This is a genomic window from Mycobacterium dioxanotrophicus (genome assembly GCF_002157835.1).
GTDB lineage: Bacteria > Actinomycetota > Actinomycetes > Mycobacteriales > Mycobacteriaceae > Mycobacterium > Mycobacterium dioxanotrophicus.
The window spans coordinates 1,125,272-1,151,047 of record NZ_CP020809.1 but is presented as its reverse complement, the minus strand read 5'-3'; the positions used below and the strand labels follow the sequence as shown (position 1 = coordinate 1,151,047).

Here is a 25,776-nt window from a genome sequence, read left to right as displayed (position 1 = left end):
GCGCACTCTCACAACGCTGCCTTGATGGACGCGTGCAGCGCGCGCAACGAGGACCGGTCGGCCTTCACCTCCAGCACCCGCATCGCGCCGCCCGGTTCGGCCAGCGCATCGGCCAGCCCGTCGACCTCGATCTGGCGATGCTCGACGTGATAGGCGCGGCACAGGGCACCGACGTCGACGTCGTGTGGCGTGCCGAAGACGCGGGACGAGACGTCGGAGAACCGCGGGTCGCCCTGTTCGAGCAGCTCGAAGATGCCTCCGCCGTTGTCGTTGGAGACGACGATGGTCAGGTCGCGCGGCGTCGGCTCGGTCGGGCCGATCAAGAGCCCGGAGCTGTCGTGCACGAAGGTCAGATCGCCCATCAGCGCGATCGTGCGGCCGACGCGCTCGTGGGCCAGGGCTGCGCCGACGGCTGTCGACACCGTGCCGTCGATGCCGGCCACCCCGCGGTTCGACTGCACCTTCACACCCGTGGCGTCCAGCGCCACCAAGGCGGCGTCCCGCACGGGGTTCGACGCACCGAGCACGAGCTGGTCACCCGGTCGTACGGCTGCGGCCACCGCCGCCGCAACATGCAGGCCGGTGGTCAACGGATGAGCTGTGAGCTGGTCGCGCACCGCGGCCACAGCGTGCCGGTTCATCTCGGCGCAGCGGCGCAGCCACGCCGGGTTCGGAGTCCCCGAGGTGACCGCGCGGGTGCCGGTGGCCTGCGAATTGCCGGAGACATCGGGCCAGCGCGGGCCCGTCGTCAACGCATAGACCGGCACCGAGGGGTCCGCCAGCAGTGACGACACGGGGCGGTGCAGAGTCGGCCGGCCCAACATGATGACCTGTTGCGGATGCACCAGGCGCAGCGCCAGCGGGTGCAGCGGGTTGGCGGCAGGCGGCGCGGTCGGCTCGGCGACCGTCGGCAGCTCCGCCAGGTTCGGATGTACACCCGCGCCATGCCCGGCGATCACCACGGTGTCCGGCGTCAGGTCGATGTCCAACGGCTGATCGAAGGTGACCGGCGGGGTGAATGTCCACGGCTTGCCACCGGGCCTGCCGCCGGGAAACGCCGGGGACGGGCCTGCGGCGTCGTCGGGAACCAGCGGTTCCCGCAGCGGGATGTCGAACTGCACCGGGCCGGCGTTGGCGGTGCGCGAGCCGGTGGCGGCCGCGATCACTCGACACGTCGCCGAGCGCCACTGCGCATTGAGGGCATCCATCTCGCCGTGCGCACCACCGCTGAGGTCGGGGGCCAGCCCGAGGCTGATGTTGGCCCGCACCTGGGTGCCGAAGTAGCCGAGTTGTTCGAAGGTCTGGTTGGCGCCGGTGCCGAGCAGTTCGTACGGCCGGTTGGCGCTCAGCACGATCAGCGGAACCCGAGCGTAATTGGCCTCGACCACCGCGGGCCCGAGATTGGCCACCGCGGTGCCGGAAGTCATGGCCACGCAGACCGGGGCGCGTTGCGTGCCCTCGGCCCCGCAGGCCAGGCCGATCGCCAGGTAGCCGGCGGTCCGTTCATCGATGCGCACGTGCAGCCGGATCCAGCCGGCGCGATCGGCGTCGGACAGCGCGAACGCGAGCGGGGCGTTGCGCGATCCGGGACACAGCACGACATCGCGGACGCCGCCGCGAATGAGTTCGTCGACGACGACACGGGCCTGTGCCGTCGATGGGTTCACCACTACAGCCTATTGGGCTCGTGATTCAGCGAAGAAATTGAGGATCGCGGCGTTGACTTCCTGCGGTTTCTCGATGAAGCCCAGGTGGCCGGTGTCGGGAATCTCCAGGTAGCGGGCGTTCGGTATGGCCTTGGCCACTTCCTGCCCGAGATGTGGCGGCAACACCACATCGTCGGCGAAACCGACGACGAGCACCGGCGTGCGAATGGCTGCGTAAGCGGGCAACCGGTTGCCGTCTGGGCCGACGTCGAGTTGGGTGCGCAGGCCCGGCGTCGGCTTGGTGGGCCACATGGTGAACATCTCGCTCCAGTCGCGCGCCGACACGTCGTTGTTGAGCGTCTTCGGCGAAAAGCTTTCCAGCATGCGCACTTTCGCGTCGAACGTCGGCGGCAGCTGCACCCCGGACTGGTCCAGGTCGCGCTCGGCCTCGCGGAAGAAGTTGCGTGCGCGATCGTGGCGACCACGAGTGGCCAGCAGCACGGCCGAGTGCACCAGCTCTGGGCGGGCCAGCATCAGTTCCTGCGCGATGAACGATCCCATCGACACACCGACGATGCGTGCCGGCGCCGCGTCGAGCTTCTCGATGAGCTCGGCGGTGTCGGCCACCATCTGGGCCGTGTCGAATCCCTCTGCGTTCTCGGTTGCGCCGATGCCGCGGTTGTCGAAGGTGATGCAGCGATAGCCTGCACGCTGGAACTCCGGCACCTGGTGCAGATGCCAGGTGCGGCCGGCGCCACCGCGGCCCGCGATGAACAGCACCGGCTCACCTTTGCCTCGTTCGTCGTAAGCCAGGTTCACCCGGCCGACATTACTGCCCGAATCAGCTCCGACTCAGCGGCGGGCGCGCACGGCGTCGAGCGCGCGGTCCCACAGCAGCAGCGTGGTCGCCTTGAGTGCGGCGGGTTTCATGACGTCTTTCGACAGCATCGCCGTCGCGGCCGCCTTGGTCGCGGCGGACGCCTTGGACATGTGACCGGAATCGAACGGCGGCTGCGGGTCGTACTCGATGCCCAGCTGGATGGCCTTGGCCTTGGCTTCGCCCGCGATCTGGCCGGCCAGCCACATCGCCAGGTCGATGCCCGCCGAGACGCCCGCCGCGGTCACGATCTGGTCCCCTGCGTTGACGATCCGCTCGTCGGAGACCGGCGTCACGCCCAGGGTCTTCAGGACCGGCAATGCCATCCAGTGCGACGTCGCACGGCGGTCGCGCAGGATGCCCGCCGCGGCCAGCAACACCGAACCCGAGCACACCGACGTCGTCCAGCTCGCTGTCTCATGGGCCTGGCGCAACCACGCGATGAGCTTCTCGTCGCGGGTGTGCTCGATGGTCGTCGGCCCGCCGGGCACCAGAATGAGGTCCGGAGAAGGGGTTTCGTCGAACGAGTGGGTCGCGCCGATGACCAGTACGCCGGAGTCCGCGGTGATCGGGCCGGGTTCATGCCACACGAATCGAACCTCGGCGTCGGGCAGGTAGTGCAGGATCTCGTAGGGCCCGATGAAGTCGAGCGCGGTGAAACCCGGGTATAAAACGATGGCGATCTGCATATCTCCTCTTTCAGGCGAAGGTTTTTCGGTATTGGTCGGGCGAAATGCCAATCCGCCGAACGAAGTTGCGGCGCATGGTTTCCGCGGTGCCGAACCCACAGCGCGTCGCGATGACGGTCACGGTGTCGTCGGTCTCCTCGAGTTGACGCCGCGCGGCATCGGTGCGAATCCGCTCGACGTAGGCACCCGGCGCCTCACCGACCTCATCGGTGAACACCCGGGTGAAGTGCCGTGGGCTCATGGCGGCGCGCCGTGCGAGCTCGGCGATGCTGTGCGCACCACCGGGTTGGGCCTCGATGGCCTCCTGCACATCGCGGATCGGTTCTCGTTTGGCGCGCGGCATCCACACCGGGGCGGCGAACTGCGTCTGCCCGCCCGGACGCCGTAGGTAGAGCACCAGCCAGCGGGCGACGGTCTGGGCGACGTCGGTGCCGAAGTCGTCCTCGACCAGCTTGAGCGCCAGATCGATGCCCGAGGTGACCCCGGCTGCCGTCCACACACTTTCGGAGCTGCGGACGAAGATCGGCTCGGGATCGACCGCCACGGTGGGGAATTCCTCGGCTAGTCGGCCGGCCGAGGACCAGTGGGTGGTGGCCGGGCATCCGTCGAGCAACCCGGCCTGGGCGGCGATGAAGGCGCCGGTGCACACCGTGACGACGCGACGGGCGTGCGGCGCCGCGGTTCTGATCCAGTCGATGACAGCTGGATTGGCGCGGGCGGTGTCGGCGCCCACACCGCCCGGGATGACGATGGTGTCGATCGGCAGGTTCGGATCCGGCGGTGGTTGTGCGACGAATTCCAGTCCGGTGAGGGTCGCGACGGGCTGACCGTCGATCGAAACCAGGGCGGCTGTGTAACCGTCGTCGACACGGCCCCGACTGGCCAGGTGCAAGGTCGCGCCGGTGAACACGTCGAACGGTCCGACCAGGTCGAGCGCTTGCACGCCGGCGTAGCCGAGAATCACCACCGATCGCGTCATGACTTCAGTGTTGGCGATGTCGGGCATGTCATCTATGCCATGTACCCCACAGATCAGGACATGAGCTGGTTTGTCGGATGGTGTCGCGATGATCGGCGCTATGACGGAATACACCTATCGTGCCGATTGGTCGCACGAGACGCGCGGGTACCTGGGCCAGTGCCTCGAATTCCCGTATTTGTGGTGGCGGGCGTTTACGCCGGAGGACGCGATCGCCGGAGTCGCCAAGAAAGTCGCCGATGAGGTGGCGGCGATCGTGGCCATCGAGGGCAGACTGCCCGAGCCGCTGACCGATCGCCGATACAGCGGCAAGTTCATGGTGCGGGCCTCGCCGGTGCTGCACGCCAGGCTTGCCGTCGAGGCCGCCGAGCAAGGCGTGTCGCTCAACCAGTGGGTGGTGCAGAAGCTCGCCGCGCGCCTGCAGGCTGTCGCGGAGTACTACTAGCGGTGCGGCGACGCTCGGAGTGTCCGACACTCGGCGTGTCGCGGCTCGGAAGGAATACCACCTCTAAAAATGCGCCACCACCGGCGATACCAAATAAATTGATACCGCCCGCGATAGCGGGTTTCCAGGTGCACCCACCCAACACGTCCAGGTGCTGCTGTGACAGCTGTGATTACAGCTTCTTGAGCTTGCGGACCGCACGACCGAACAAGACAGTCGACAGCAGCCCCTTGCGTAGATGACGTTGCAGTGGACCGATATTGGCGACCACGAGGTGGCGGACGCCATAATCGCGCCACTGAATGGCGCGGTCGATGATCTCGTCGGTCGTCCCGCACAGATACATCTCGCGCAGCACCGACATCGGCACTTTCTTGATGTAGGACAGCGCAGTCTGCTCGTCCCAATCCTGCGGCAGGATGTCTTGCGCGCCAGTGAAGCCGACGCCCAACGGGTGTTCGGCGCCGTGCCTGGCGTAGAACTCATCCGATGCCAGCAGTCCACCGGCTCTGGCCACCGCCGAGTCGAGCGCCTCGTCGACCTCATCCGAGCTACGCCCCGGCACGACCATGACCCACAGCGCAGGCGTGATCGCCATCGGATCCCGCCCGGCATCCGATGCCGCCGACCGCAGAGCATCCAACCGCTGGGCGTACTCCTGCGGAGTGTGCGGAAACGCCGGGAAATACCCGTCGGCGTACCGCCCGACCGCCCGCAGCATGCGCGGTCCGTGGGCGGCGATCCAGATCGGCGGCCACTTTCCGCGATACGCCGGCAGGTCGAAGATCGCGTTGCGCAGCGGAAAATACGGTGAATCCCGGTTCACCAGTTCACCTTTGGAATCCCACAACGCGCGGATGGTCGCCATGGCCTCCTCGAACCGCGCCACCGGCCTCGACCACTCCACCCCATAGGGCTCGTTGCCTTCACGCTCACCGGTACCGATACCGAGGATGAAGCGGCCCCGGGTGAGCAGATTCATCGTCGCCGCCGCCTGCGCGGTGACCGCCGGGTTGCGCCGCCCGGTGTCGGTCACAGAGACACCTAGCCTCAGGCGGGCCATCCGATTGCGAGCCGCGAGGTTACCCAACATGGTCCACGGCTCCAGGTAGGCGTCCGCCGAGGGCAAAACCTTTGCGCCCGCCGCAAACTTCGGCTGCCACAGCGTCCTGGGAAACAACGCATTCAAGTGATCGGGCACCCAGAAGGAGTCGACGCCACACGCGACCGCGCTCAGATAACTGGCCCGAGTGAACGAGTCCACCCGAGGCCGCGAGGCAATCGCCGGATCCATGATGCCGACGCGAAATCCAGACATGGGCGACTCCTAGAGTTTCTTGAGCTTGCGGACGACGGAGTAGAAGAGACGCTGTGCCGCAAGCCCTTTGCGCAGGCTGGGCTGCAGAACAGTGCTGTTGAGCGCGACGACGTAGCGCACCCCGCAGTCTCGCCACTGCGCCGCCCGGTCCATGACCTCGGCTGGAGTTCCGACCAGCCCCATCTCCCGCATCACGCCCGTCGGGATGCCCTTGATGTGGGACAACACGGTTTGCTCGTCCCACTCCTGGGGCAAGACATCCTGTGCACCTGCGAAGCCGACGCCCAATGGATGCTGCGCACCGTGGCGCGCGAAGAACTCATCGGAGGCGAGCAGCGCACCGGCCCGCACGATCTCCGACTCGAGCACGTCGTCCACCTCGGCTCGGGTCGGCGCAGTGAAGATCGAGAGGACCACCGCAGGCGTGATCGACATCGGGTCACGCCCGGCATCCGACGCCGCCGAACGCACCACATCGAGGCGCTGCGCATACTCCTGCGGCGTGTGCGGAAACGCGGGGAAATACCCGTCGGCGTAGCGTCCGACGCTCCGCAACATGCGCGGTCCGTGGGCAGCGATCCAGATCGGTGGCCAGGCACCGCGATACGCCGGCAGGTCGAAGATCGCGTTGCGCAGCGGAAAATACGGCGAATCCCGGTTCACCAGTTCACCTTTGGAATCCCACAGGGCGCGGATGGTGGCCATGGCCTCCTCGAACCGCGCCACCGGCTTCGACCACTCCACCCCATAGGGCTCGTTACCCTCGCGCTCACCAGAGCCGATGCCCAGGATGAACCGACCCCTCGTCAGCAGGTTCATCGTCGCGGCACCCTGCGCGGTGACCGCGGGGTTGCGCCGGCCGGAGTCGGTGACCCCGACACCCAGCCGCAGCCGGCCGACCCGATTACGCGCCGCGAGACTACCGAGCATGGTCCACGGCTCTAGGTAGGCGTCGGCGGACGGCAGGAGCTTCGCACCGCCGCAGTACTTCGGCTGCCACAGCGCACGCGGAAACAGACTGTTGAGATGATCAGGCACCCAGAACGAGTCGATCCCCGCGGCAACGGCACTCAGATAACTGACCCGGGTGAAGCTGTCCACCGCGGGTCGAGAAGCAATGGCCGGATCCAGAAGGCCCACACGCATGCCAGACATTGCACGAGTGTCAAACACCCGCACGAAGTTCCCTAGAGTAAGCGCCTACCCGAATAGCAGCGGATAGCAGGCCCGCACGCGGTCGATCCACCATTGCCTGCGGTCCGGCGCCGCAGCGAGCGCCGCAAGCCGATCCGGCTCCGGGACGACGGGTCCGACCGGCAGGAACCCGTTCGCCGGAACCGCGGGCGCGACGACGTCCTCGACGAAAAGACCGCCGGTGCCCAACCCGCAGGCATGCTGCAGTTGCGGCAGCGCGGCGGCCGCCAGGAGCCCCCGACCGATCCCGACCGCGGAATCCAGTGCACTGGACACCACGATCGGAATGTCGATCTGCGCGGCGATGTCCAGCATTCGCGATACCCCACCCAGTGGCGCCACCTTCAGCACCGCGATGTCAGCGGCCTTCGCCCGCACCACGCGCAGTGGATCCTCGGCCTTGCGGATCGACTCGTCGGCGGCGATCGGCACGTCGATCATCGCGCGCAGCGAAGCCAGCTCTTCTACTGTGGCACAAGGCTGTTCGAGATACTCCAGGTCACCGTCGGCGGTCAGCGCAGCGGCGGCGTCGACCGCCTGCGGCACAGTCCAGCCGGCGTTGGCGTCGACCCGCACGGTCGGCACGCGTTCACGTACGGCGTTGACGCGCGCGACGTCGTCGGCCAGGCACTGCCCGGCCTCCGCCACCTTGACCTTCGCGGTCTGCGCCCCGGGAAACCGGTCGAGCACCTCGGGTACCCGGGCGGCATCGACCGCCGGAACGGTCGCGTTGATCGGCACCCGGTCGCGCAGCACCGGCGGGGCCGGCCGGTAGGCGGCCTCGATGGCCGAGGCCAGCCAGGCCGCGGCCTCGGGCGGCTGGTATTCGACGAACGCGCCGAACTCACCCCAGCCGGCCGGCCCGTCGATCAGCGCGAGCTCGCGGACGGTGATGCCACGGAACCGGACCCGCATGGGCAGGGCGACCACGTAGAGCCGCTCCAGCAGATCATCGAGTGAAGGCACGCCTCACATGCTGCCTCACACGGTGGCGCGGTCGTGCCCCTCCCAGTGGGGCTTGCGCAAGTCCTTCTTCATGATCTTGCCGGTGGGGTTGCGCGGCAGGGCCTCCATGAAGTCGACGGTCTTGGGGCACTTGTAGGCGGCCAGCCGCTCGCGCGCCCACGCGATCAGATCGGCCTCGGAGGCTTCGCCCTCGACGGCGACGACGGCCTTGACGGCCTCACCCCACTTTTCGTCGGGCACGCCGAAGACCGCGACCTCGGTGACGGCGGGGTGCTCGGCCAGCACGCGCTCGACCTCGATCGAGTAGATGTTCTCCCCGCCGGAGATGATCATGTCCTTGAGCCGGTCCTCGACGAACACGTAGCCCTGCGAGTCGATGCGGCCGATGTCGCCGGTGCGAAACCAGCCGTCGGCCGTGATGGCCTCGGCGGTGGCATCGGGTTTGTTGTGGTACCCCTTCATCAATTGTGGTGTGCGGAACCACAATTCGCCCTGCGAGCCGGCGGGAACGTCTTCGAGGGTATCCGGGTCGACGACCCGCACCTCCGCCTGCGGGATGAGCTTGCCTGCACTGACCATCCGCTCCTCGTCACCCGAGCGGTGATCCTCGGGCATGAGCCGGGTGACCACACCGCACACCTCGGTGAGCCCGTACACCTGGATGAACTCGGTCTCGGGCCAGGCCTGCAGGGCCTGGCGCAGCAGCGGCAGCGGCATGGGTGACGCGCCATAGGCGTAGGTCTTCAGGCCGCCGAACAACTGCACGGCTTCGGGCCCGGTGTCGAGCACCTTGGCCAGCACCGCCGGCACCAGGAAGGTCCGGTTCGCGCCGGCCAGGATGCCGCCGGCCAGCGCGACGCCGTCGACATCGCGGGTCATGTAGCTCGGGATGCCGTTGTGCAGGCCGTACTGCATGTATGATGTTCCGCCGACGTGGAACAGCGGCATCGCCACGAGGTTCTTGTCGTCCGGCTCGGCAACCCAGCTGTCGAACGCGTTGATGGTGTGGGCGATGACGTTGGCCTGGGTCAGCGCGACACCCTTGGGCCGGCCCGTGGTGCCCGAGGAGTACATGATGATGCACACGTCGTCGCTCTGGACATCTGCGGCGCGGTCGTGCGGAGTCGCCGCGGCCAGCATCGCCTCGTACTCGTCGTCACCCTCGGGTTTGACCTCGATGATCTCGCCGACACCCGGCAGCTTGTCCCGAATCGCCTCGACGCCCGGCTTCAACTCGGCCCCGACGAACAGCACCTTGGCCCCGGAATCGTTGAGGACATAATCCATTTCGTCGGCGGCGAGCCGAAAGTTGATGATGGCGGTGGCCGCGCCCAGCGACGCCGCGGCCAGCGTCACCTCGGCACACGCCGGATGGTTCTTGTCCAGGAACGCGACGACATCGCCGCGTTTGATGCCCCTGGCGCTCAACGCGCCGGCAGCCCGGCGGATGCGGTCGTACCACTGCGCCCACGTCCACGTCCGGCTCAGATAGGTGATGGCCTCTTCGTCAGGTTTGGTCGCGGCCCAGTGCGCCACCCGCTCGTCGAGAAACTTCGGTGTCGGCAAATCAGACATGTGGTGAGCGTGCCATGGCACGCCGACCGTCAACCCGCTTTCGGGTAAACCTGGCGACCGGCCAGGTAGGTGGCCTGTACCTCCAGGTCGGCGATGGCTTCGGCCGCTACGGACAACGGGTCGGCCGACACCACAACCAGATCGGCGTACTTGCCCACTTCCAACGAGCCGATCACGTTGTCGGCGAACAATTGCCACGCCGCGTCGATGGTCTGCGCCCGGATCCCCTGCTCGACGGTGAGCCGTTCCTCGGGACCGAGCACCCGGCCGCTCGGCGCGGTCCGGGTGGCCGCGACGCTGATGTTGCGCAGCGGCTCCTCCGGCGTCACCGGCGGATCGTTGTGCAACGAGATCCGCATGCCGGTGGCAACGGCCGAACCGCACGGCATCCACGTCTCGCCGTGCTCCGGGCCGAACAACCCGTCGACGATCACGTCACCCCAGTAGTGCAACTGGTCGACGAAGATGCTGGCGGTCACGCCCAGATCGTGGGCGCGCTGCAACTGGACGGGAGTGATGGCGCCGACGTGTTCGAGCCGCAGCCGGTGGTCGTTGCGGGGCCAGCGCGTCAGGGCGTCCTCGTACACGTCGAGGATGGTGTCCACGCCCCGATCTCCGTGCACATGGCAGGACATCTGCCAGCCCTTGGGATAGAAGGTGCCGACGATCTCGGCGAGTTGCTCTTTCGTGTAGTTCGCGTGCCCACAGGATCCCGGCACCACGCCGATGGTCCGGGTGGCGTCGGTGTCCAGGTACGGAAAAGTCAGGTCGATGTTGCCGATCCACGGTGAACCATCGACCCAGATCTTGATTCCGACCTGGCGCACCAGGTCGTCCCCCTCGAACGGGCTGGCATCCGTGTGCAATTCGGCGGTCGACATCTCGTAGGTGCGCAGCCGCACGGTCAGCTGATCGTGCATACCGGCGAGCAGCGGCCGGAACATCGGGTCGAATGCCATCTCCGAGCAGGTCGTCAGGCCGGCGCGGTTGAGCCGGGCGCATTCGGCCAGCAGCATCGCCGGATAGTCCTGCGGGTGAATGGCGCCGCCCAACAACGGGAACACCGCGGCGGATTCCTCGGCGGTGCCGTCGAGATCGCCTGCTGCGTCGCGGCCGTACTTCGCGCCCTTGGGATCGGGGGTGTCCCGCGTCAGGCCCGCGGCCCGCGCCGCCGCGGTGTTGAAATACGCCTTGTGCCCGGAGTTGTGCATGATGACCAGTGGAGTCTCGGCAAGACCGTCGAGCCAGGCCAGCGTCGGTTCAGGTAAGCCATTCTGCAGCAACGGATCCCAGCCGTTGAGGTAAGCGCCGTCGGCCCCTCTCTTGGCGACCTCGGCGTGGATGGCGGCCACCACAGCATCGGCGTCAGGCAAGGTGACGGGACGGATGTCGACCATCCGCTCCGACAGTGCGATCGCCTCCATCAACGGATGCCCGTGCGCCTCAACGAACCCCGGCAACACGCAGCCGTCGACCTCACGGACATCGGTCTCGGCGCCCAGCCAGGGCTGCACTTCCGCACGGGTACCGACCGCGACGATCCGCCCGTCGCGCACGGCAAGCGCCTCGGCGGTCGGTTGGGCGGGGTCGACTGTCAGGATGTTCCCGACGATGACAAGGTCGGCGGACTGCGTCGGGCTGGCCATAGCGTGGATGCTAGGCGGTCGAAAAAAACTTTCGAAAACTTTTCTCCGTTGTGTCGATTCGCCTGCTTGCCGTTCGACGTATGTGCGAGGGCACGATAAGCGGGCCCCTTCCCTACTCCAGAAGGAGACACGACAATGTCGCGCTACATGCTGATCATGCGGTCCACTCCCGAGGCGGAGGCCGCGATGGCCGAGCTCAACATCGATTTCAACGAGATCATCGCAGCGATGGGCCGCTACAACGAAGAGCTCATCAAGGCCGGCGTGCTGCTGGCCGGCGAGGGCCTGACCGGTCCCGAAGAGGGTTTCGTGGTGGACTTCAACGCCGACCCGCCGGTGGTCACCGACGGCCCGTACACCGAGGCCAAGGAGCTGTTCAACGGGTTCTGGATCCTCGACGTGTCCTCGAAGGAAGAGGCGCGGCAGTGGGCCGTGAAGTGCCCGCTGGGCAAGGGCGTCAAGCTCGAGGTGCGCCGCGTCCATGACACCGACGAGTTCCCGCAGGACAACGAATGGGTGCAGAAGGAAATCCAGTGGAAGGCCGATCTCGCCGAGAAGCTGGCCGTCGAAGCGCGTAAGGCCGCCAACCGCTGACGACGGTCCCGCGGTCCCCGGCGGGCGTGCTCACCGCCGGGGACCGGACGTCACAACCTGCACGGTCCGCCCAGTTCGGCCGAGTGCGGCACCAGCGGCAACGGCCGCTGGTACACGTTGTCGGTCGGCAGGAAGAACGGACTGTGGGTATCGAACCTGCATTGTGCGACGGCGTGCGCGGGCCCCGCCGACCCGATGACGCCGAAGCCGGCCGCCGTGAGGGCACCGAAGACGACCAGCAACGCGGTCGAGCGTGGCATGGGCAGTGGATACGTGAATGGGTGTGCCATGACAAACCTCCTCCGATCGCCTGTCACCGATGTCGGATAACTGGCAGATTACGGAGATCGACCTGCACAAACGCGCGTAGTGCACTACCTCAATCGACGGATTGGCCGATCCCTATCGGAGATTTCTGGAACACGTTCTAGTCTGGACGGCATGAGTGACCTGCTGCGCCATCCCCTGCACTCCGGCCACCTCACCGTCGGCGCCCTCAAGCGCAACAAGGACAAGCCGGTCCTGTTCCTCGGCGACACCACCTTGACCGGTGGCCAGCTCGCCGACCGCATCAGCCAGTACATCCAGGCGTTCGAGGCGCTCGGCGCCGGTACCGGCGCGGCGGTCGGGCTGCTGTCACTGAACCGGCCCGAGGTGCTGATGATCATCGGAGCCGGCCAGACCCAGGGCTACCGGCGCACGGCCCTGCATCCGCTCGGATCCCTCGACGACCACGCGTACGTGCTGGCCGACGCCGAGGTGACATCGCTGATCATCGACCCGACGCCGGCGTTCGTCGAACGGGCCCAGGGTCTGCTGGACAAGGTGCCCAGCCTCAAGCAGGTGCTGACCATCGGCCCGGTGCCCACCGAGTTGGAGGGCGTGGCCGTCGACCTGGCCGCCGAAGCCGCCAAGTTCAGCCCGCAGCCGCTGGTCGCCGCCGACCTCGCGCCCGACCACATCGGCGGCCTGACCTACACCGGTGGCACCACCGGCAAGCCCAAGGGCGTCATCGGCACGGTGCAGTCCATCACCACGATGACCACCATCCAGCTCGCCGAGTGGGAGTGGCCGGAGAACCCGCGCTTTCTGATGTGCACGCCACTGTCGCATGCCGGCGCCGCGTTCTTCGTCCCGACCGTCGTCAAAGGCGGTGAGCTGATCGTCCTGACGAAGTTCGACCCGGCCGAGGTGCTGCGGGTGATCGAGGAGCAGAAGATCACCGCGACCATGCTGGTGCCGTCGATGATCTATGCGCTGATGGATCATCCGGATTCGCATACCCGGGATCTATCGTCGCTGCAGACCGTCTACTACGGCGCCTCGGCGATGAACCCCGTGCGCCTGGCCGAAGCCATCCGGCGATTCGGCCCGATCTTCGCGCAGTACTACGGGCAATCCGAGGCTCCGATGGTCATCACGTACCTGTCGAAAAAGGATCACGACGAGAAGCGGCTCACCTCGTGTGGGCGGCCCACCCTGTTCGCGCGGACCGCTCTGCTGGACGCCGAAGGCAACCGGGTGCCCCAGGGTGAGGTCGGCGAGATCTGCGTGTCCGGGCCGCTACTGTCGGGCGGGTACTGGAAGTTGCCGGAGGCCACCGCGGAGACATTCCGCGACGGCTGGATGCACACCGGCGACCTGGCCCGCGAAGACGAGGACGGTTTCTGGTACATCGTCGACCGGACCAAGGACATGATCGTCACCGGAGGCTTCAACGTGTTCCCCCGGGAGGTGGAAGACGTTGTGGCCGAACATCCCTCGGTGGCCCAAGTGTGCGTGATCGGTACCCCCGACGAGAAGTGGGGCGAGGCGGTGACGGCCGTGGTGGTGCTGCGTCCGGACGCCGCTTCCGATGAAGCAGCGGTAGCCGCGATGACCGCCGAGATCCAGGCCGCAGTCAAGGAACGCAAGGGTTCGGTGCAGTCACCCAAGCAGGTGCTCGTGGTGGACTCCGTGCCGGTGACGGCGCTGGGCAAGCCCGACAAGAAGGCGGTGCGCGCCCAGTTCTGGGCGGGCGCTGAGCGGTCGGTGGGCTGAGTCGCCCCGCGGTTCCCGGCGAGCAGAATCAGGTGATCGACGGCTCGCAAACCGCGTTCAACGCCTTGACGATCTTGTTGCGCCGCAGCATCACGATGATGGATTGGAATGGCTCGATCATTCCGAACCGTGACACCCACGCAGACATCCACACCTGGACGTGAGTGCCCGCGTGATCCGGCTCCAGGTTGATGGACACCACGGGACGGCCGTCACGCCCGCCGAGAAAGAAGCCCGGGCGGATGTTGATGGCACCGTCCCCGCCGGAGGTCTTCCATCCGCCACGCAAAGCGCCTGAGCTGTCCAGAACTTCGAAGGCGTCATCGACGGATGCGCCCAGAAGGTGGAAGTCGATCTGCCGCTTCGCCAGCACTGTCAGAATCGCAGCGGCGACGAAGAAGACGGCGACGAACACGAAGAACCCAAAAACAATGTCCATCAGTACCTCTCAGAGATTGGGTGGAATCAACGCGGACGTGTCGGCCACGTTTCGGGATCGAAGCTACGAGCCACACCCACCGTGATCAATCGACCGTTCGGACTACGGCCGGTGGTGGGCAACGGTTTTCGAGTGACGCTCAACCGCGTCTCCTGTCGTTCGAACGAACGATATCGAGGCCTCTCGCCGGGTGGAAGAGTTCCGTGCCGGCAACCACTCTCGAAAGGATTCATGCCATGGAGTGCAAGAAATGTCACCGATCGCTTCACGACTGCCAAGGCTGTAACGGAGGCCGTGCGAGCGGCCTCGGAGGCAAGCTCGGCTGCAGCAAGTGCAACAGCACGGGACTCGTCTGCAGCCAACATGGCGGCCACTGGAAGTAAGGCCGCAGAATGGGGACATGGCAGAGGACCTGCGGGACACCGTCGACGCGGTGTGGCGCATGGAAGCTGCCAAGATCGTCGCGACGCTGACCCGCTCGATCGGGGACGTCGGTCTGGCCGAGGACATGGCGGCCGACGCCCTGGTCGACGCATTGACGCAGTGGCCGCAGACCGGGGTACCCCGCAATCCCGGCGCCTGGTTGACGACGGTGGCCAAGCGCAAGGCGATCGACTACTTCCGGCGCCAGGACAACCTCGACACCAAATACGTCGTGCTGGCTAGTGAACTCGCTGACCACGTCGATGAGGCATGGGATCCCGACCGTATCGACGACGACGTGCTGCGGCTGATCTTCATCTCGGCGCATCCGGTGTTGTCACGGGAAGCGCAGATCGCACTCACCCTGCGGGTGGTCGGCGGCCTGAGCACCGAGGAGATCGCCAAGGCGTTCCTCACGTCGAAGGCGACGATGGCGGCACGCATCACCCGCGCCAAGAAGGCCCTTGCCGGCGTGCCCTTCGAGGTGCCCGACCGCACCGAGTTCGGGGCGCGACTGGCCGCCGTGCTGGGCGTGATCTACCTGGTGTTCAACGAGGGTTACGCAGCGTCGTCGGGTCAGCGCTGGATCCGCGACGAATTGTGCAGTGAGGCACTACGACTGGGCCGGGTGCTGGCGGCCCTGACCCCCGACGAACCCGAAGTACACGGGCTGGTGGCGCTGATGGAATTCCAGTCGTCGCGATTCGCGGCCCGCACCGACGCCGACGGTAACCCGGTGCTGCTGGAGGATCAGGACCGCACCCGCTGGGACCGCGCCCAGATCCACCGCGGCGTCGCTCGCCTGGATCGCGTCAAAGAACTTGTCCAGCAACGTGGTTGGGGATCGTACGCGCTGCAGGCCGCACTGGCCGAATGTCACGCTGTCGCTCCCACCGCCGCCGACACCGACTGGGCCCGCATCGTGTCGATCTACGATGCGCTGCTGCAGATCACCCCCTCGCCGGTGGTGGAACTGAACCGGGCGGTGGCCCTGGCGATGCGCGACGGACCCGCCGACGCACTGCCCGTCGTGGACGGTATCACCGGACTGGACGACTCGTACCTGTTGCCGAGCGTGCGCGGAGAATTGCTGTCGCGGCTGGGCCGGAACGACGAGGCGGCAACCGAATTCGAGCGGGCAGCAGCCATGACGGCCAACGAACGCGAACGGACGGTGCTGCTGGAGAAGGTCAAGTCTGAGCGCGGCGCCTAGCCTCTGTCAGACTTCAGATGTCGTGGTGCCCGACATGACCCGGCCGCTCCCGCACTCCGAGTTCGTCCGAAAGATGCCCGAGCAGAGCCTTGAGCGTGTTCGCGAGTTGCTCCCGTTGAACCCGGGAAAGCCCTTGGAGCAGCTCACATTCGCGAGCCAGCACGGCCGCCACGAGCTCGTCGGCGGTCTCGTGGCCCCGCTCGGTCAGTTCGACGTCGACGGCTCGGGAGTCGTGTCGGCCCGCGCGTCTGACGAGTCCCTGTTTTTCGGCCCGGTCCACGCGTTGTGTGATCGCGCCGGCGGTGATGAGTGAGGCGGCGGCCAGCTCCCGCGTCGTCATGCGGTAGGGCCTGCCGTGGCGTCGCAGGGTCGAGAGGAGGTCGAGGGTGGCCATATCGGCATCACGGGCGCGCAGCAGCCGGGCCCGATCATCGCCGAGCAGCTTTGCGATCTGCCAGACCCGCGTGACGATGCCGATGGATTCCACCGAGACATGGGGTAATTCGCGCCGCCATGCCGCCGCGATGGCATCGACCGGGTCGTCCGATGTTGACTCGTCCACGTGCACTCCTGCTACCTTTGTTTAGATCTAAACATACAGGAGGTCCAGACATGCGGACAGTAGTTGTCACTGGCGGGGGTACCGGGATCGGCCGAGCGGTCGCCGCTCGATTCGCCGCAGACGGCGCGGACGTGGTCATCACGGGCCGGCGGATCGACGTTCTCCACAAGGCCGCGGAAGACATCGATGGCTCGGTACGCGCCATCGTGCTCGACGGCACCGACCCGCTGCGCACCGCGACAGTTGCCGAAGAGATCGGCGCGGTGGATGTGCTGGTGAACAACGCCGGAGGCAACACGGATTTCGACCGGGACGCGCCGATCGATCTAACCGACGTAGCCGAGGCGTGGCGGCAGAACCTGGACAACAACCTCATCAGCGCGGTGCTCATGACGACGGCGCTGCTCCCCAGAATGCCGGCCGGCTCCACCATCATCACCATCGGCTCGATCGCTGCCGACAAGGGCGCCGGTTCCTACGGAGCTGCCAAAGCTGCTGTCGCATCATGGAATATCGACTTGGCACGACAGATCGGCGATCGCGGTATCACTGCGAACGTCGTGTCACCCGGTTACATCGCGGATACCGAGTTCTTCCGGGACAAGCTCACCGACGATCGTCGGACCTCACTCCTGGACGCCGCGATGACCAAGCGCGCCGGCTCACCGTCCGACATCGCCGCCACCGTCGCATTTCTCGCCTCGTCTGGTGCGCGCCAGATCACCGGCCAGACCGTGGCAGTGAACGGAGGCGAATGGCCGAGCCGCTGACCGACGTGCGACGCCAGAATATTCAGGTGCCTCGGACACTCCCGGTGCGGTACACAGAAGCATGTGACTGAACTGACCCTGCGCGCAACCACCGACGATGACGACTTCCGAGAATTCATGTCAGCGTCGTATGGGGTGTTCCTGCAAGACCCTCGGATGGACGAGATCGACCTGATCCGCAAGTTCACCGACCTCGACCGGATGTTCGGGTTTCACGACGGGAAGCGGTGGGCGTCGACGGCCGGGGCGTTTGCGCGGGAGGTGATCCTTCCCGGAGGCCTGACCGCGCCGGTGGCCGCTGTCACGGTGGTCACCGTGTCGCCCAGCCACCGCCGCCGCGGTCTACTGACCGCGATGATGCGTCATCAGCTCGACGACATCCGATCCCGCGGCGAGGCGCTGGCGATCTTGTTCGCGTCAGAAGCGTTGATCTACGGGCGTTTTGGCTACGGCATGGCATGCTCCAGCGCCACGTTGAAGGGGCAGGTGCGCGAGCTCGCGTTCCGCCCGGACGTCGACCTCGGCGACGGCTTGGTGACAGCAGTCGATGCCGAGACACTGCTGAGCTGCGCTCCGGCGATTTACGACCAGGCGACCGCGCAGAAGCCCGGTCAGATGGCCCGAACCGGTCCGTGGTGGGAGTCCTGGATCCACGACAACGAGGAGCGTCAAAAGGACTCCGGCAAGATCCGCTTCGCGGTGCACCACGACGCTGACGGAACCGTCAGCGGATTCGCCATCTACCGCCCCAAGTCGCATTGGGCGGATACCGGACAGCCCGCTGCCGAATTGCACGTCCAGGAGGTGCGGGCCACTCATTCCCGCGCGTACGCGCGGCTCTGGCGGTACCTGTTGGACATGGATCTGGTGCGCAGCGTCACCTGCTACGGGGCCGCCGTCGACGAACCGCTGCGCTACCTGGTGGCCGACCAGCGCGCCTTGCAATGCGATGTGAGCGACGGTGTCTACGTGCGGTTGGTGGACGTCGCCCGCGCGTTGACGCTGCGCCGTTACGCCGCCCCGATCGACGTCGTCTTGGAGGTGAGCGACGAGTTCTGCCCGTGGAACTCCGGGCGCTACCGGCTGCGCGGCGGCCCCGACCACGCCGATTGCGAAAACACCACGGAGCCACCCGATATCGCCATCACCGCGCGTGATCTCGGGGCCATCTACCTGGGTGGGGTGAGCCTGCAGTCCTTGACCGCGGCCGGATTGGCAGTCGAACTCACCGCGGGCTCGGTGCAGCGGTCCGCGGTGGGCTTCGGCTGGCCGACGGCTCCGAGCGTTCCCGACGACTTCTAGCCGCCGGCTGGCACGATGGTTCCCATGGTGCATGCGGTGATGTTCGACTTTTCGGGGACCCTGTTCCGCCTCGAGGAGGACGAGAGCTGGTTCGAGGGGATGGCCGTCGACGAACAGGAGGTCGACGGGCATGTGCAGGCCGAGTTGATGCGTCGGCTCACCGCCCCCACGGGCCGTTCGGTGGAGATGTCCGACGAGCAGTACCACGCGTGGGTGAACCGCGACCTGGCCCCGCACTTGCACCGCGAGGCCTACCTGCACGTGCTGCGCGAGTCGGGGCTGGCCGATCACCACGCCGAGTCGCTGTATGACCGGGTGATCGACCCGGCCAGCTGGACGGCCTACCCCGATACCGCCGATGTGCTGAAAAGCCTTAAATCGCAAGGCATCCGAACGGCGGTGGTATCCAACATCGCATTCGACGTGCGGCCGGCGTTCGCGGCCGCCGGCGCCGACGCCTACGTCGACGAATTCGTGCTGTCCTTCGAGGTGGGCGCGGTCAAGCCCGACGCGGCGATCTTCGCCGCCGCCCTGGACAAGCTCGGGGTGGACGCCACCGACGCACTTATGGTCGGTGACAGCGAAGAAGCCGACGGCGGCGCGCGGGCGCTGGGATGCGAGTTCGCGCTGGTCGACCCCTTGCCGACCGCCGAGCGGCCCGCCGGGCTGCGTCGCGCCCTGACCCGCTACGGGATCCACACCTAGCCGGCACCGCCACCGTGTTCGTGGCGTTTTGAGATCGCGACCAGGAATGCGACGGACCGCTGCCATGAGCGGCACGACAATGCAGTACGCGGCACTATTCGGGGCAGTGTAGCCGCGGGTTTTCTGACCGAGATTGCTCTCGGCACAGGGTCCGGTTTTTGTCGGTGGTCTCCGCCATAATGGTGGCATGTCCTCGCAGCCAACATCTTTCGCTGATGATGGGGTGACGCCTGCGCAGCGGCTGGAGGTGTTGCTCGAGGAGTTGTCGGAGTTGGCCGGGCAACGCAACGCGATCGACGGACGCATCGTCGACATCGTCGCCGAACTGGAGCGTGACGAGTTGTGTGGTGCCACGGGTGCTCGCTCGATCGCGGCGTTGGTGGCCTGGAAAACCGGTGTCACCCCCAACAACGCCGACACCATGGTGGCGGTGGCGCGACGGGCTGAGGACTTCCCGCTCTGCGTCGAGGGCCTGCGGGAGGGCCGGTTGTCGCTGGATCAGGTCGGGGTGATCGCCGAGCGCGCCGCCGATGGTTCCGATGCGCATTACGCCGAGCTGGCCGCGGTCGCCACAGTGACCCAGTTGCGTACCGCCGTGAAACTAGAACCCCGCCCCGAACCCGAACCCACCCCGGACGCCGAGCCGGAGCCCAAACGGTCGTTCCGCAAAGAGGTCCACGCCGATTACACGACCTACCGGGTCACCCTGCCGCGCGAGGAGGCAGCGACCGTCGATGCGGCGATGCAGTCGCATCACGACGCCCTGATCGCACAGTGGAAACGTGACCACGAGGATGCCGAGAGCGAGCAGACGCCGCCGTTCCCGAACACCGTGGATGCCTTCATGGGCCTGGTCGAGTCGGGCTGGGACGCCGATGTGGCGGCCCGCCCGCACGGGCAGCACACCACCGTCGTCGTGCATGTTGATCTCGACCGCGACGGTGAGAAGCCGGTCGCGGCCTTGCATCTCGGGCCGGTGCTCACCGAGGAGGAGCGACGCTACCTGACCTGCGACGCGACGTGCGAGGTGTGGTTCGAACGCCACGGCCAACCGATCGGGGCAGGACGCACCGCCCGCACCGTCAACCGCCGCCTGCGCCGCGCCCTGGAGCACCGCGACCGCTGCTGCGCAGTGCCCGGCTGCGGGGCCACCCGCGGACTACACGCTCACCATCTAAAGCACTGGGAGGACGGCGGCGCCACAGAGCTGGACAACATGGTGTTGCTCTGCCCTTACCACCATCGGCTGCATCACAAGGGTGGCATCACCATCACCGGCCCCGCCCACCAACTCACGGTCACCGACGCCACCGGGCGAGAACTCCACCCCGGATCGCTCGCGCGGCCACCGACCACACCGCCACCCGATGTCCCACCCTATCGCGGGCCGACCGGCGAACGCGCCGACTGGTGGTGGTACACACCCTTCCAACCCGAGCCACCACCATCGCCCAACTAGGCACAGCCCTCGCGGCAACGCGGGGCGAATGACGCTGCTCGCCAATCGAATTCGCGCTATGCCCAGGCGGGTCGATGCGGTAGGACCAGATCCTACCTACCCAACGCATGGACCCCGTGGTAGCCGCGCAAGGGCGACCACTGACGACCACGATGCCACAGGGCCGGCCCGTGGCAGGATTTGCCGGCCGGGCGGGTTCAGCCAACGGGATCCGATGGCGGAATCCGTTCGTCGCGTGCGGGATTCACACCCGCAAGCGAAAATCAGCCGCGTGACATTAGTCTGGGTTCATGGCTGACGAACGCATCCGGCCACCGTGGTGGCTCAAGTACGTCAACAAGGTGATGATCGGGCTCAACAAGCTCGGCGTCGGTGGCGACAAAGGCCCGGTGGTGCTGACGGTGACCGGGCGTAAGACGGGTAAGCCACGGACGACACCGGTCACCCCGATGACTGTGGACGGTCGGCGCTACATCGTCGCAGGCCTACCCCGAGGTGACTGGGCCGCCAACGCGCGCGCCGCCGGTGAGGCCACCATCAATCAGGGCCGCCGCGCGCAGCGGGTGCGCATGGTGGAGATCCCGGCCGACGAGGCCCGTCCGCTGCTGCGGCAATTTCCCATCCTGGTACCGACCGGCGTCGGGTTCATGAAGAACGCCGGGCTGGTCACCGGGCCGAACCCCGACGAGTTCGAAGCCCTCGCCGGCCGCTGCGCGGTATTTCGGCTCGACCCGGTGTAAGCCCGTGCGTCAGAGGTGCGGCGCCTCCTTGATCTTGCTGTCCTGTTTGCCGGCCGTCTGACAGAACGTCTGCACCGACACCTTGGTGCCGGTGATCTCCAGCTGGGCCGCGTCGGTGCCCTTCTCGTCCTTGAGCATCTTCGCCACGGCGTCGTTCTGGGTCTTCTCGTCCGCACCCAGGTAGTCCTTGCAGCTGGTGTCGCCCCCGGTGGCAGCCGGCGAGCAGCCGACCAACATCACACCGGCGATCAGACCAGAGAACAACATGCCTGCCGAACGTTTCATCGCAGCCCTTTCTGTCCGCGCACAAGACACGCGCAACGGGCTTCATACCCGTGGGCCGCGCCGGTCAAACACCGCTCTACAGTCGAGCAGGTGAGCTCTGATTCCAGCGCAGCCAGTCCGTTCGACCCCGCGGCGTGGGAGTCGGTCGCCGGTTTCGGTGACCTGACCGACATCACCTACCACCGGCATGTCGTCGACGGCGCCAAGCAGCCGACGGTCCGCATCGCATTCGACCGGCCCGAGGTCCGCAACGCATTCCGCCCGCACACCGTCGACGAGCTGTACCGGGTGCTCGACCACGCCCGCATGTCGTCGGACGTCGGCGTGATCCTGCTGACCGGAAACGGCCCGTCGCCCAAAGACGGCGGCTGGGCGTTCTGCTCCGGCGGCGATCAGCGCATCCGGGGGCGCACCGGCTACCAGTACGCATCGGGGGAAACGGCTGAGACCGTGGATCCGGCCCGCGCCGGACGACTGCACATCCTGGAGGTGCAGCGGCTGATCAGGTTCATGCCGAAGGTAGTGATCTGTCTGGTCAACGGCTGGGCCGCCGGCGGCGGGCACAGCCTGCACGTCACCTGCGATCTGACGCTGGCCAGCCGCGAGCATGCCCGGTTCAAGCAGACCGACGCCGATGTCGGCAGTTTCGACGGCGGGTTCGGCAGTGCGTACCTGGCCCGGCAGACCGGGCAGAAGTTCGCCCGTGAGATCTTCTTCCTGGGCCGCAGCTATGACGCCGAGACCATGCACCAGATGGGTGCGGTGAACGAGGTCGTCGACCATGCCGAGCTGGAGACCGTCGGCCTGCAGTGGGCGGCCGAGATCAACGGCAAGTCGCCGCAGGCCATCCGGATGCTCAAGTTCGGCTTCAACCTGATCGACGATGGACTCGTCGGGCAACAGGTATTCGCCGGGGAGGCAACGCGTTTGGCCTACATGACTGACGAGGCCGTGGAGGGTCGTGACGCCTTCCTGGAGAAGCGCGATCCGGATTGGAGCGGTTTCCCCCGATACTTCTGATGTCGCCGGGTCACCCGCGGCCCGCGTACGGCATGGCCCGCGCCATCACCGTAATGGTCGGAACGGACACTTCCAGCGGCAGCTCGACGATGTGGCCGATGGCGCGCGCCACGTGGTCGACGTCGAAAGTCGGCTCGGCTGCGAGGCTTCCGTCGGCCTGCAAGGTCTGATTGCTGAACCCGGCCGTCATGCTGGTGGCTGCGTTGCCGATGTCGATCTGCGTCACGCAGATGTCGATATCGCGCAGATCCAACAACATCGACGCGGTCAGCCCGCTGATCGCGTGCTTGGTGACGGTGTAGGCGAGGCTTTCGGGGCGCGGGCGATGCGCGGATATCGAACCGTTGTTGATGATGCGTCCGCCCCGCGGCTGCTGTGCGGCCATGACGCGGGCGGCCTCGCGCGCACAGAACACTGCGCCGTCGACATTGGTGCGCCACACGGTGTGCCACTGCTCGTCCTCGATGTCGGCGATCGACGCCGACGGCCCGAACACTCCCGCGTTGTTGAACAGCACGTCGACGCGCCCGAAGGCCGACACCACGCCATCGAACAACGCCCGCACGGAGGCCGAGTCGGTCACGTCAGTCGTCACCGCCCGCGCATTCGGTCTGTCGTCGGCGGTTTCGCTCAGCGACTCGGGCGTGCGCCCGGCCAGCACCACCCGATGACCGGCATCCAGCAGCACCCGCGCCGTCGCCCTGCCGATACCGCTGCCTGCGCCCGTGATGACCACAACTTTGTCCACGGGATCGATTGTTGCTCAGGTCAAGCTGGAGGCGTGTACCCCGGCTTCCCGAGCAGGTCACGAATACCCGCATCGATGAAGTCGGTGTCCGCGGGATTTACTCCGCCCCCGGCGAAGTGCCCCCAGATGCCGGGGATGACCCGCACTTCGCCCTGTGGGATGAACTGACTCGCCCACTGCTCGTCTTCGGGCGGGAAGTACAGATCCTTTTCGGCAGGCATCGCCAGCAGCGGACATTTGATGGACGCCAGCGCCTTTTCCACGTCACCGCCGAACCCTGGTGTGTTACCGACGTTTCCGCTGTGCCAAGTCCGCAGCATCGCGATGAGATTGTTGGGATCGCGCCCGTCGCGGAAGAAGTTCTCCCAGAAGCCGTACAGAAAATCGTCGAACGACGTGAAGCCCAGCTCACGCCACGCTTCCTGCCAGTAGAACGCCTGCGAGTAGCCCCAGCCCGAGTAGACCCTGGCGAATGCACGTAATCCCTTGACCGGCAGCCTGTCCGGGGAGTAATCCCCATCGGCCCACACCGCGTCCGCCGTCAGAGCGAAGATCAACGACTCGAGGAAGACCTTGTTGTGTGGCGCAGTGATGCTCGACCCGCAGAACGGCGCCGCGCGCTGCACCAGTTCGGGATGGCTCACCGCCCACTGGTAAGTCTGCCCGGCACCCATCGACCAGCCGGTGACGAGTGCGATGGTCGATATGCCGAACTTCTCCGTGACGAGTTTGTGTTGCGCCTCGACCTGGTCGTAGAACGTCACATCGGGAAAGCGGGCGCGGTCATACGGAGCCGGTGTGTTGGACGGCGAGGACGACAGCCCGTTCCCGAGCATGTTGGGCACGATGATGAACCACTCGTCGGGGTTGAGCGTCTTGTCGGTACCGATGAGCCATTCGTTGTCCGTGTGCCACCCCGAATACCAAGTGGGGTAGACGATCACGTTGGACTTGTCCGCGTTCAGCGTGCCGTAGGTCTGGTACGCGAGGGTTGCGTTGCGCAGCGTGAGACCGCTCTGCAAGGTGAAGTCGCCGAGGTCGAAATATTCGGCATCAGTGGGTGCTGGCACGATGGGTTCCTTCCGAGGGGGCTAAGCACCTTTCCGGGCATCACCGGACAGTTATTTCCAAATGGTAATAACCGGTTTGAACCTACACGCTCGTCGAGGCCGGTCAAGCACAACGGCCAAATCTCTTGGAGCACCTCCGGCGCCTGGCGGTACGGGCCCGTTCCTAGACTCATCGCATGAGCAAGAGCCCGCTGCGCCGGCTGTCCGAACAGCTGCTGCTGACCAGCATGCGTCCGCCGCTGACCGACCGGTTGCACACCCGCGATGACATCGACATCGCAGGCAAGCGCATCCTGCTGACGGGCGCATCGTCGGGCATCGGTGCGGCCGCCGCCGAGAAGCTGGCTGCCCGCGGTGCCACCGTGGTGGCCGTGGCCCGTCGTCAGGACCTCCTCGACGATCTCGTCGGACGGATCACCGCCAACGGTGGTGAGGCCGTGGCGCACGCCGTCGACCTCTCCGACATGGACGCGATCGACGAGCTGGTCGCGACGGTGCAGCGCGACCTGGGCGGCGTGGACATCCTGATCAACAACGCCGGACGGTCGATCCGACGCCCGCTGGCCGAATCGCTGGACCGCTGGCACGACGTCGAACGGACCATGACGCTCAACTACTATTCGCCGTTGCGGCTCATCCGCGGGCTGGCGCCGGGCATGCGGGAGCGCCGCGACGGCCACATCATCAATGTGTCGACGTGGGGCGTGATGAACGAATCCTCACCGCTGTTCGCGGTGTACAACGCCTCGAAGGCGGCGCTCAGCGCGGTCAGCAGAGTCATCGAGACCGAATGGTCGGCAGTCGGCGTGCATTCCACGACGCTGTACTACCCGTTGGTGAAAACCCCGATGATCGCCCCGACCCGCGCCTACGACAACCTGCCCGGGCTGTCGGCGAGCGAGGCCGCCGACTGGATGGTGACCGCGACCCGGACCCGCCCCGTGCAGATCGCGCCGCGCATGGCCGTGACGGCCAAAGCGCTGAACACCGTGGCCCCCGGACTGGTCGACGCCATGATGAAAAGGCAGCGGGTCCAGCCAGTCTGACGTGTCGGGGCGCGCGGACCGCGGC

Annotated in this window: 26 protein-coding genes; 11 read left to right on the top strand and 15 right to left on the bottom strand. The window is 66.6% G+C overall.

Annotated elements, in window-relative coordinates; all coding sequences use genetic code 11:
* Positions 1-8: 8 nt before the first annotated feature.
* The 4 genes from menD to BTO20_RS05535 are packed head-to-tail and all read right to left on the bottom strand — an operon-like array spanning position 9 to position 4,191.
* Entirely contained in the window at positions 9-1,667 is a 1,659-nt protein-coding gene (menD, locus tag BTO20_RS05550; RefSeq protein ID WP_198344268.1) for a 2-succinyl-5-enolpyruvyl-6-hydroxy-3-cyclohexene-1-carboxylic-acid synthase, read from the bottom strand.
* A 9-nt stretch (positions 1,668-1,676) separates the two neighbouring features.
* Positions 1,677-2,465, bottom strand: a complete 789-nt coding sequence (locus BTO20_RS05545) for an alpha/beta fold hydrolase (protein ID WP_087074065.1) — start codon at positions 2,463-2,465, stop codon at positions 1,677-1,679.
* Between the two features lie 33 nt (positions 2,466-2,498).
* Positions 2,499-3,212, bottom strand: coding sequence for a DJ-1/PfpI family protein (locus tag BTO20_RS05540; protein WP_087074063.1), 714 nt, complete (start codon positions 3,210-3,212; stop codon positions 2,499-2,501).
* Between the two features lie 10 nt (positions 3,213-3,222).
* Complete coding sequence (locus BTO20_RS05535) at positions 3,223-4,191, bottom strand: GlxA family transcriptional regulator (RefSeq protein ID WP_198344267.1); 969 nt, start codon at positions 4,189-4,191, stop codon at positions 3,223-3,225.
* A 100-nt stretch (positions 4,192-4,291) separates the two neighbouring features.
* On the opposite strand from BTO20_RS05535, the gene BTO20_RS05530 reads away from it, so the two are divergent.
* Positions 4,292-4,636: a type II toxin-antitoxin system HicB family antitoxin gene (locus tag BTO20_RS05530; RefSeq protein WP_087081658.1), complete on the top strand. Its 345-nt coding sequence runs from the start codon at positions 4,292-4,294 to the stop codon at positions 4,634-4,636.
* Between the two features lie 172 nt (positions 4,637-4,808).
* On the opposite strand, the gene BTO20_RS05525 is transcribed toward BTO20_RS05530, so the two are convergent.
* From BTO20_RS05525 to BTO20_RS05505, 5 genes are read right to left on the bottom strand one after another with little or no spacing between them, the layout of a single operon-like run.
* Positions 4,809-5,954 (bottom strand): LLM class flavin-dependent oxidoreductase, encoded by a 1,146-nt coding sequence (locus tag BTO20_RS05525; RefSeq protein WP_087074059.1) that lies wholly within the window; start codon positions 5,952-5,954, stop codon positions 4,809-4,811.
* Between the two features lie 9 nt (positions 5,955-5,963).
* A complete protein-coding gene (locus BTO20_RS05520; RefSeq protein WP_087074057.1) occupies positions 5,964-7,109 on the bottom strand; it encodes an LLM class flavin-dependent oxidoreductase in 1,146 nt (381 codons plus the stop codon).
* A gap of 45 nt (positions 7,110-7,154) precedes the next feature.
* Positions 7,155-8,114 (bottom strand): o-succinylbenzoate synthase, encoded by a 960-nt coding sequence (locus BTO20_RS05515; protein WP_087074055.1) that lies wholly within the window; start codon positions 8,112-8,114, stop codon positions 7,155-7,157.
* A 15-nt stretch (positions 8,115-8,129) separates the two neighbouring features.
* The gene (locus BTO20_RS05510; protein WP_087074052.1) at positions 8,130-9,689 is read right to left on the bottom strand and encodes a long-chain-fatty-acid--CoA ligase; all 1,560 of its coding nucleotides are present in this window, start codon (positions 9,687-9,689) and stop codon (positions 8,130-8,132) included.
* Between the two features lie 29 nt (positions 9,690-9,718).
* Positions 9,719-11,335 (bottom strand): amidohydrolase, encoded by a 1,617-nt coding sequence (locus BTO20_RS05505; RefSeq protein ID WP_087074050.1) that lies wholly within the window; start codon positions 11,333-11,335, stop codon positions 9,719-9,721.
* A 135-nt stretch (positions 11,336-11,470) separates the two neighbouring features.
* On the opposite strand from BTO20_RS05505, the gene BTO20_RS05500 reads away from it, so the two are divergent.
* Positions 11,471-11,929 (top strand): YciI family protein, encoded by a 459-nt coding sequence (locus tag BTO20_RS05500; RefSeq protein ID WP_087074048.1) that lies wholly within the window; start codon positions 11,471-11,473, stop codon positions 11,927-11,929.
* A gap of 50 nt (positions 11,930-11,979) precedes the next feature.
* On the opposite strand, the gene BTO20_RS05495 is transcribed toward BTO20_RS05500, so the two are convergent.
* Entirely contained in the window at positions 11,980-12,219 is a 240-nt protein-coding gene (locus BTO20_RS05495; protein ID WP_087074047.1) for a hypothetical protein, read from the bottom strand.
* A 151-nt stretch (positions 12,220-12,370) separates the two neighbouring features.
* Here BTO20_RS05495 and fadD8 point away from each other — a divergent pair, with 151 nt between their 5' ends.
* Positions 12,371-13,969, top strand: a complete 1,599-nt coding sequence (fadD8, locus tag BTO20_RS05490; protein ID WP_087074045.1) for a fatty-acid--CoA ligase FadD8 — start codon at positions 12,371-12,373, stop codon at positions 13,967-13,969.
* Between the two features lie 28 nt (positions 13,970-13,997).
* Here the strand turns inward: fadD8 and BTO20_RS05485 are convergent, their stop codons facing one another.
* Positions 13,998-14,408 (bottom strand): hypothetical protein, encoded by a 411-nt coding sequence (locus BTO20_RS05485; protein WP_087074043.1) that lies wholly within the window; start codon positions 14,406-14,408, stop codon positions 13,998-14,000.
* A gap of 400 nt (positions 14,409-14,808) precedes the next feature.
* On the opposite strand from BTO20_RS05485, the gene BTO20_RS05480 reads away from it, so the two are divergent.
* Positions 14,809-16,044, top strand: coding sequence for an RNA polymerase sigma factor (locus tag BTO20_RS05480; protein ID WP_087074041.1), 1,236 nt, complete (start codon positions 14,809-14,811; stop codon positions 16,042-16,044).
* 13 nt (positions 16,045-16,057) lie between these two features.
* Here the strand turns inward: BTO20_RS05480 and BTO20_RS05475 are convergent, their stop codons facing one another.
* On the bottom strand, positions 16,058-16,606 hold the full coding sequence (locus BTO20_RS05475) for a MarR family winged helix-turn-helix transcriptional regulator (RefSeq protein WP_087074039.1): 549 nt from the start codon (positions 16,604-16,606) through the stop codon (positions 16,058-16,060).
* A gap of 50 nt (positions 16,607-16,656) precedes the next feature.
* On the opposite strand from BTO20_RS05475, the gene BTO20_RS05470 reads away from it, so the two are divergent.
* From BTO20_RS05470 to BTO20_RS05450, 5 genes are all read left to right on the top strand, one after another.
* On the top strand, positions 16,657-17,376 hold the full coding sequence (locus BTO20_RS05470) for an SDR family NAD(P)-dependent oxidoreductase (protein ID WP_087074037.1): 720 nt from the start codon (positions 16,657-16,659) through the stop codon (positions 17,374-17,376).
* Positions 17,377-17,439: 63 nt separating this feature from the next.
* Positions 17,440-18,678, top strand: coding sequence for a GNAT family N-acetyltransferase (locus BTO20_RS05465; protein WP_087074035.1), 1,239 nt, complete (start codon positions 17,440-17,442; stop codon positions 18,676-18,678).
* A gap of 15 nt (positions 18,679-18,693) precedes the next feature.
* Positions 18,694-19,383: an HAD family hydrolase gene (locus BTO20_RS05460; RefSeq protein WP_087074032.1), complete on the top strand. Its 690-nt coding sequence runs from the start codon at positions 18,694-18,696 to the stop codon at positions 19,381-19,383.
* A 187-nt stretch (positions 19,384-19,570) separates the two neighbouring features.
* Entirely contained in the window at positions 19,571-20,842 is a 1,272-nt protein-coding gene (locus BTO20_RS05455; protein WP_087074030.1) for an HNH endonuclease signature motif containing protein, read from the top strand.
* Positions 20,843-21,132: 290 nt separating this feature from the next.
* Positions 21,133-21,582, top strand: a complete 450-nt coding sequence (locus BTO20_RS05450) for a nitroreductase family deazaflavin-dependent oxidoreductase (protein ID WP_087074028.1) — start codon at positions 21,133-21,135, stop codon at positions 21,580-21,582.
* Positions 21,583-21,591: 9 nt separating this feature from the next.
* Here BTO20_RS05450 and BTO20_RS05445 read toward each other — a convergent pair whose 3' ends face one another.
* On the bottom strand, positions 21,592-21,867 hold the full coding sequence (locus tag BTO20_RS05445; protein ID WP_087074026.1) for a hypothetical protein: 276 nt from the start codon (positions 21,865-21,867) through the stop codon (positions 21,592-21,594).
* A 90-nt stretch (positions 21,868-21,957) separates the two neighbouring features.
* Between BTO20_RS05445 and BTO20_RS05440 the strand changes: the two genes are divergently transcribed.
* Positions 21,958-22,887, top strand: a complete 930-nt coding sequence (locus BTO20_RS05440) for a 1,4-dihydroxy-2-naphthoyl-CoA synthase (protein WP_087074024.1) — start codon at positions 21,958-21,960, stop codon at positions 22,885-22,887.
* A gap of 10 nt (positions 22,888-22,897) precedes the next feature.
* Here the strand turns inward: BTO20_RS05440 and BTO20_RS05435 are convergent, their stop codons facing one another.
* Positions 22,898-23,644 (bottom strand): SDR family oxidoreductase, encoded by a 747-nt coding sequence (locus BTO20_RS05435; protein WP_087074022.1) that lies wholly within the window; start codon positions 23,642-23,644, stop codon positions 22,898-22,900.
* Positions 23,645-23,655: 11 nt separating this feature from the next.
* Positions 23,656-24,705, bottom strand: coding sequence for an alpha/beta fold hydrolase (locus BTO20_RS05430; protein WP_087074019.1), 1,050 nt, complete (start codon positions 24,703-24,705; stop codon positions 23,656-23,658).
* Positions 24,706-24,881: 176 nt separating this feature from the next.
* On the opposite strand from BTO20_RS05430, the gene BTO20_RS05425 reads away from it, so the two are divergent.
* The gene (locus BTO20_RS05425) at positions 24,882-25,751 is read left to right on the top strand and encodes an SDR family oxidoreductase (RefSeq protein ID WP_087074017.1); all 870 of its coding nucleotides are present in this window, start codon (positions 24,882-24,884) and stop codon (positions 25,749-25,751) included.
* The last annotated feature ends 25 nt before the right edge of the window (positions 25,752-25,776 follow it).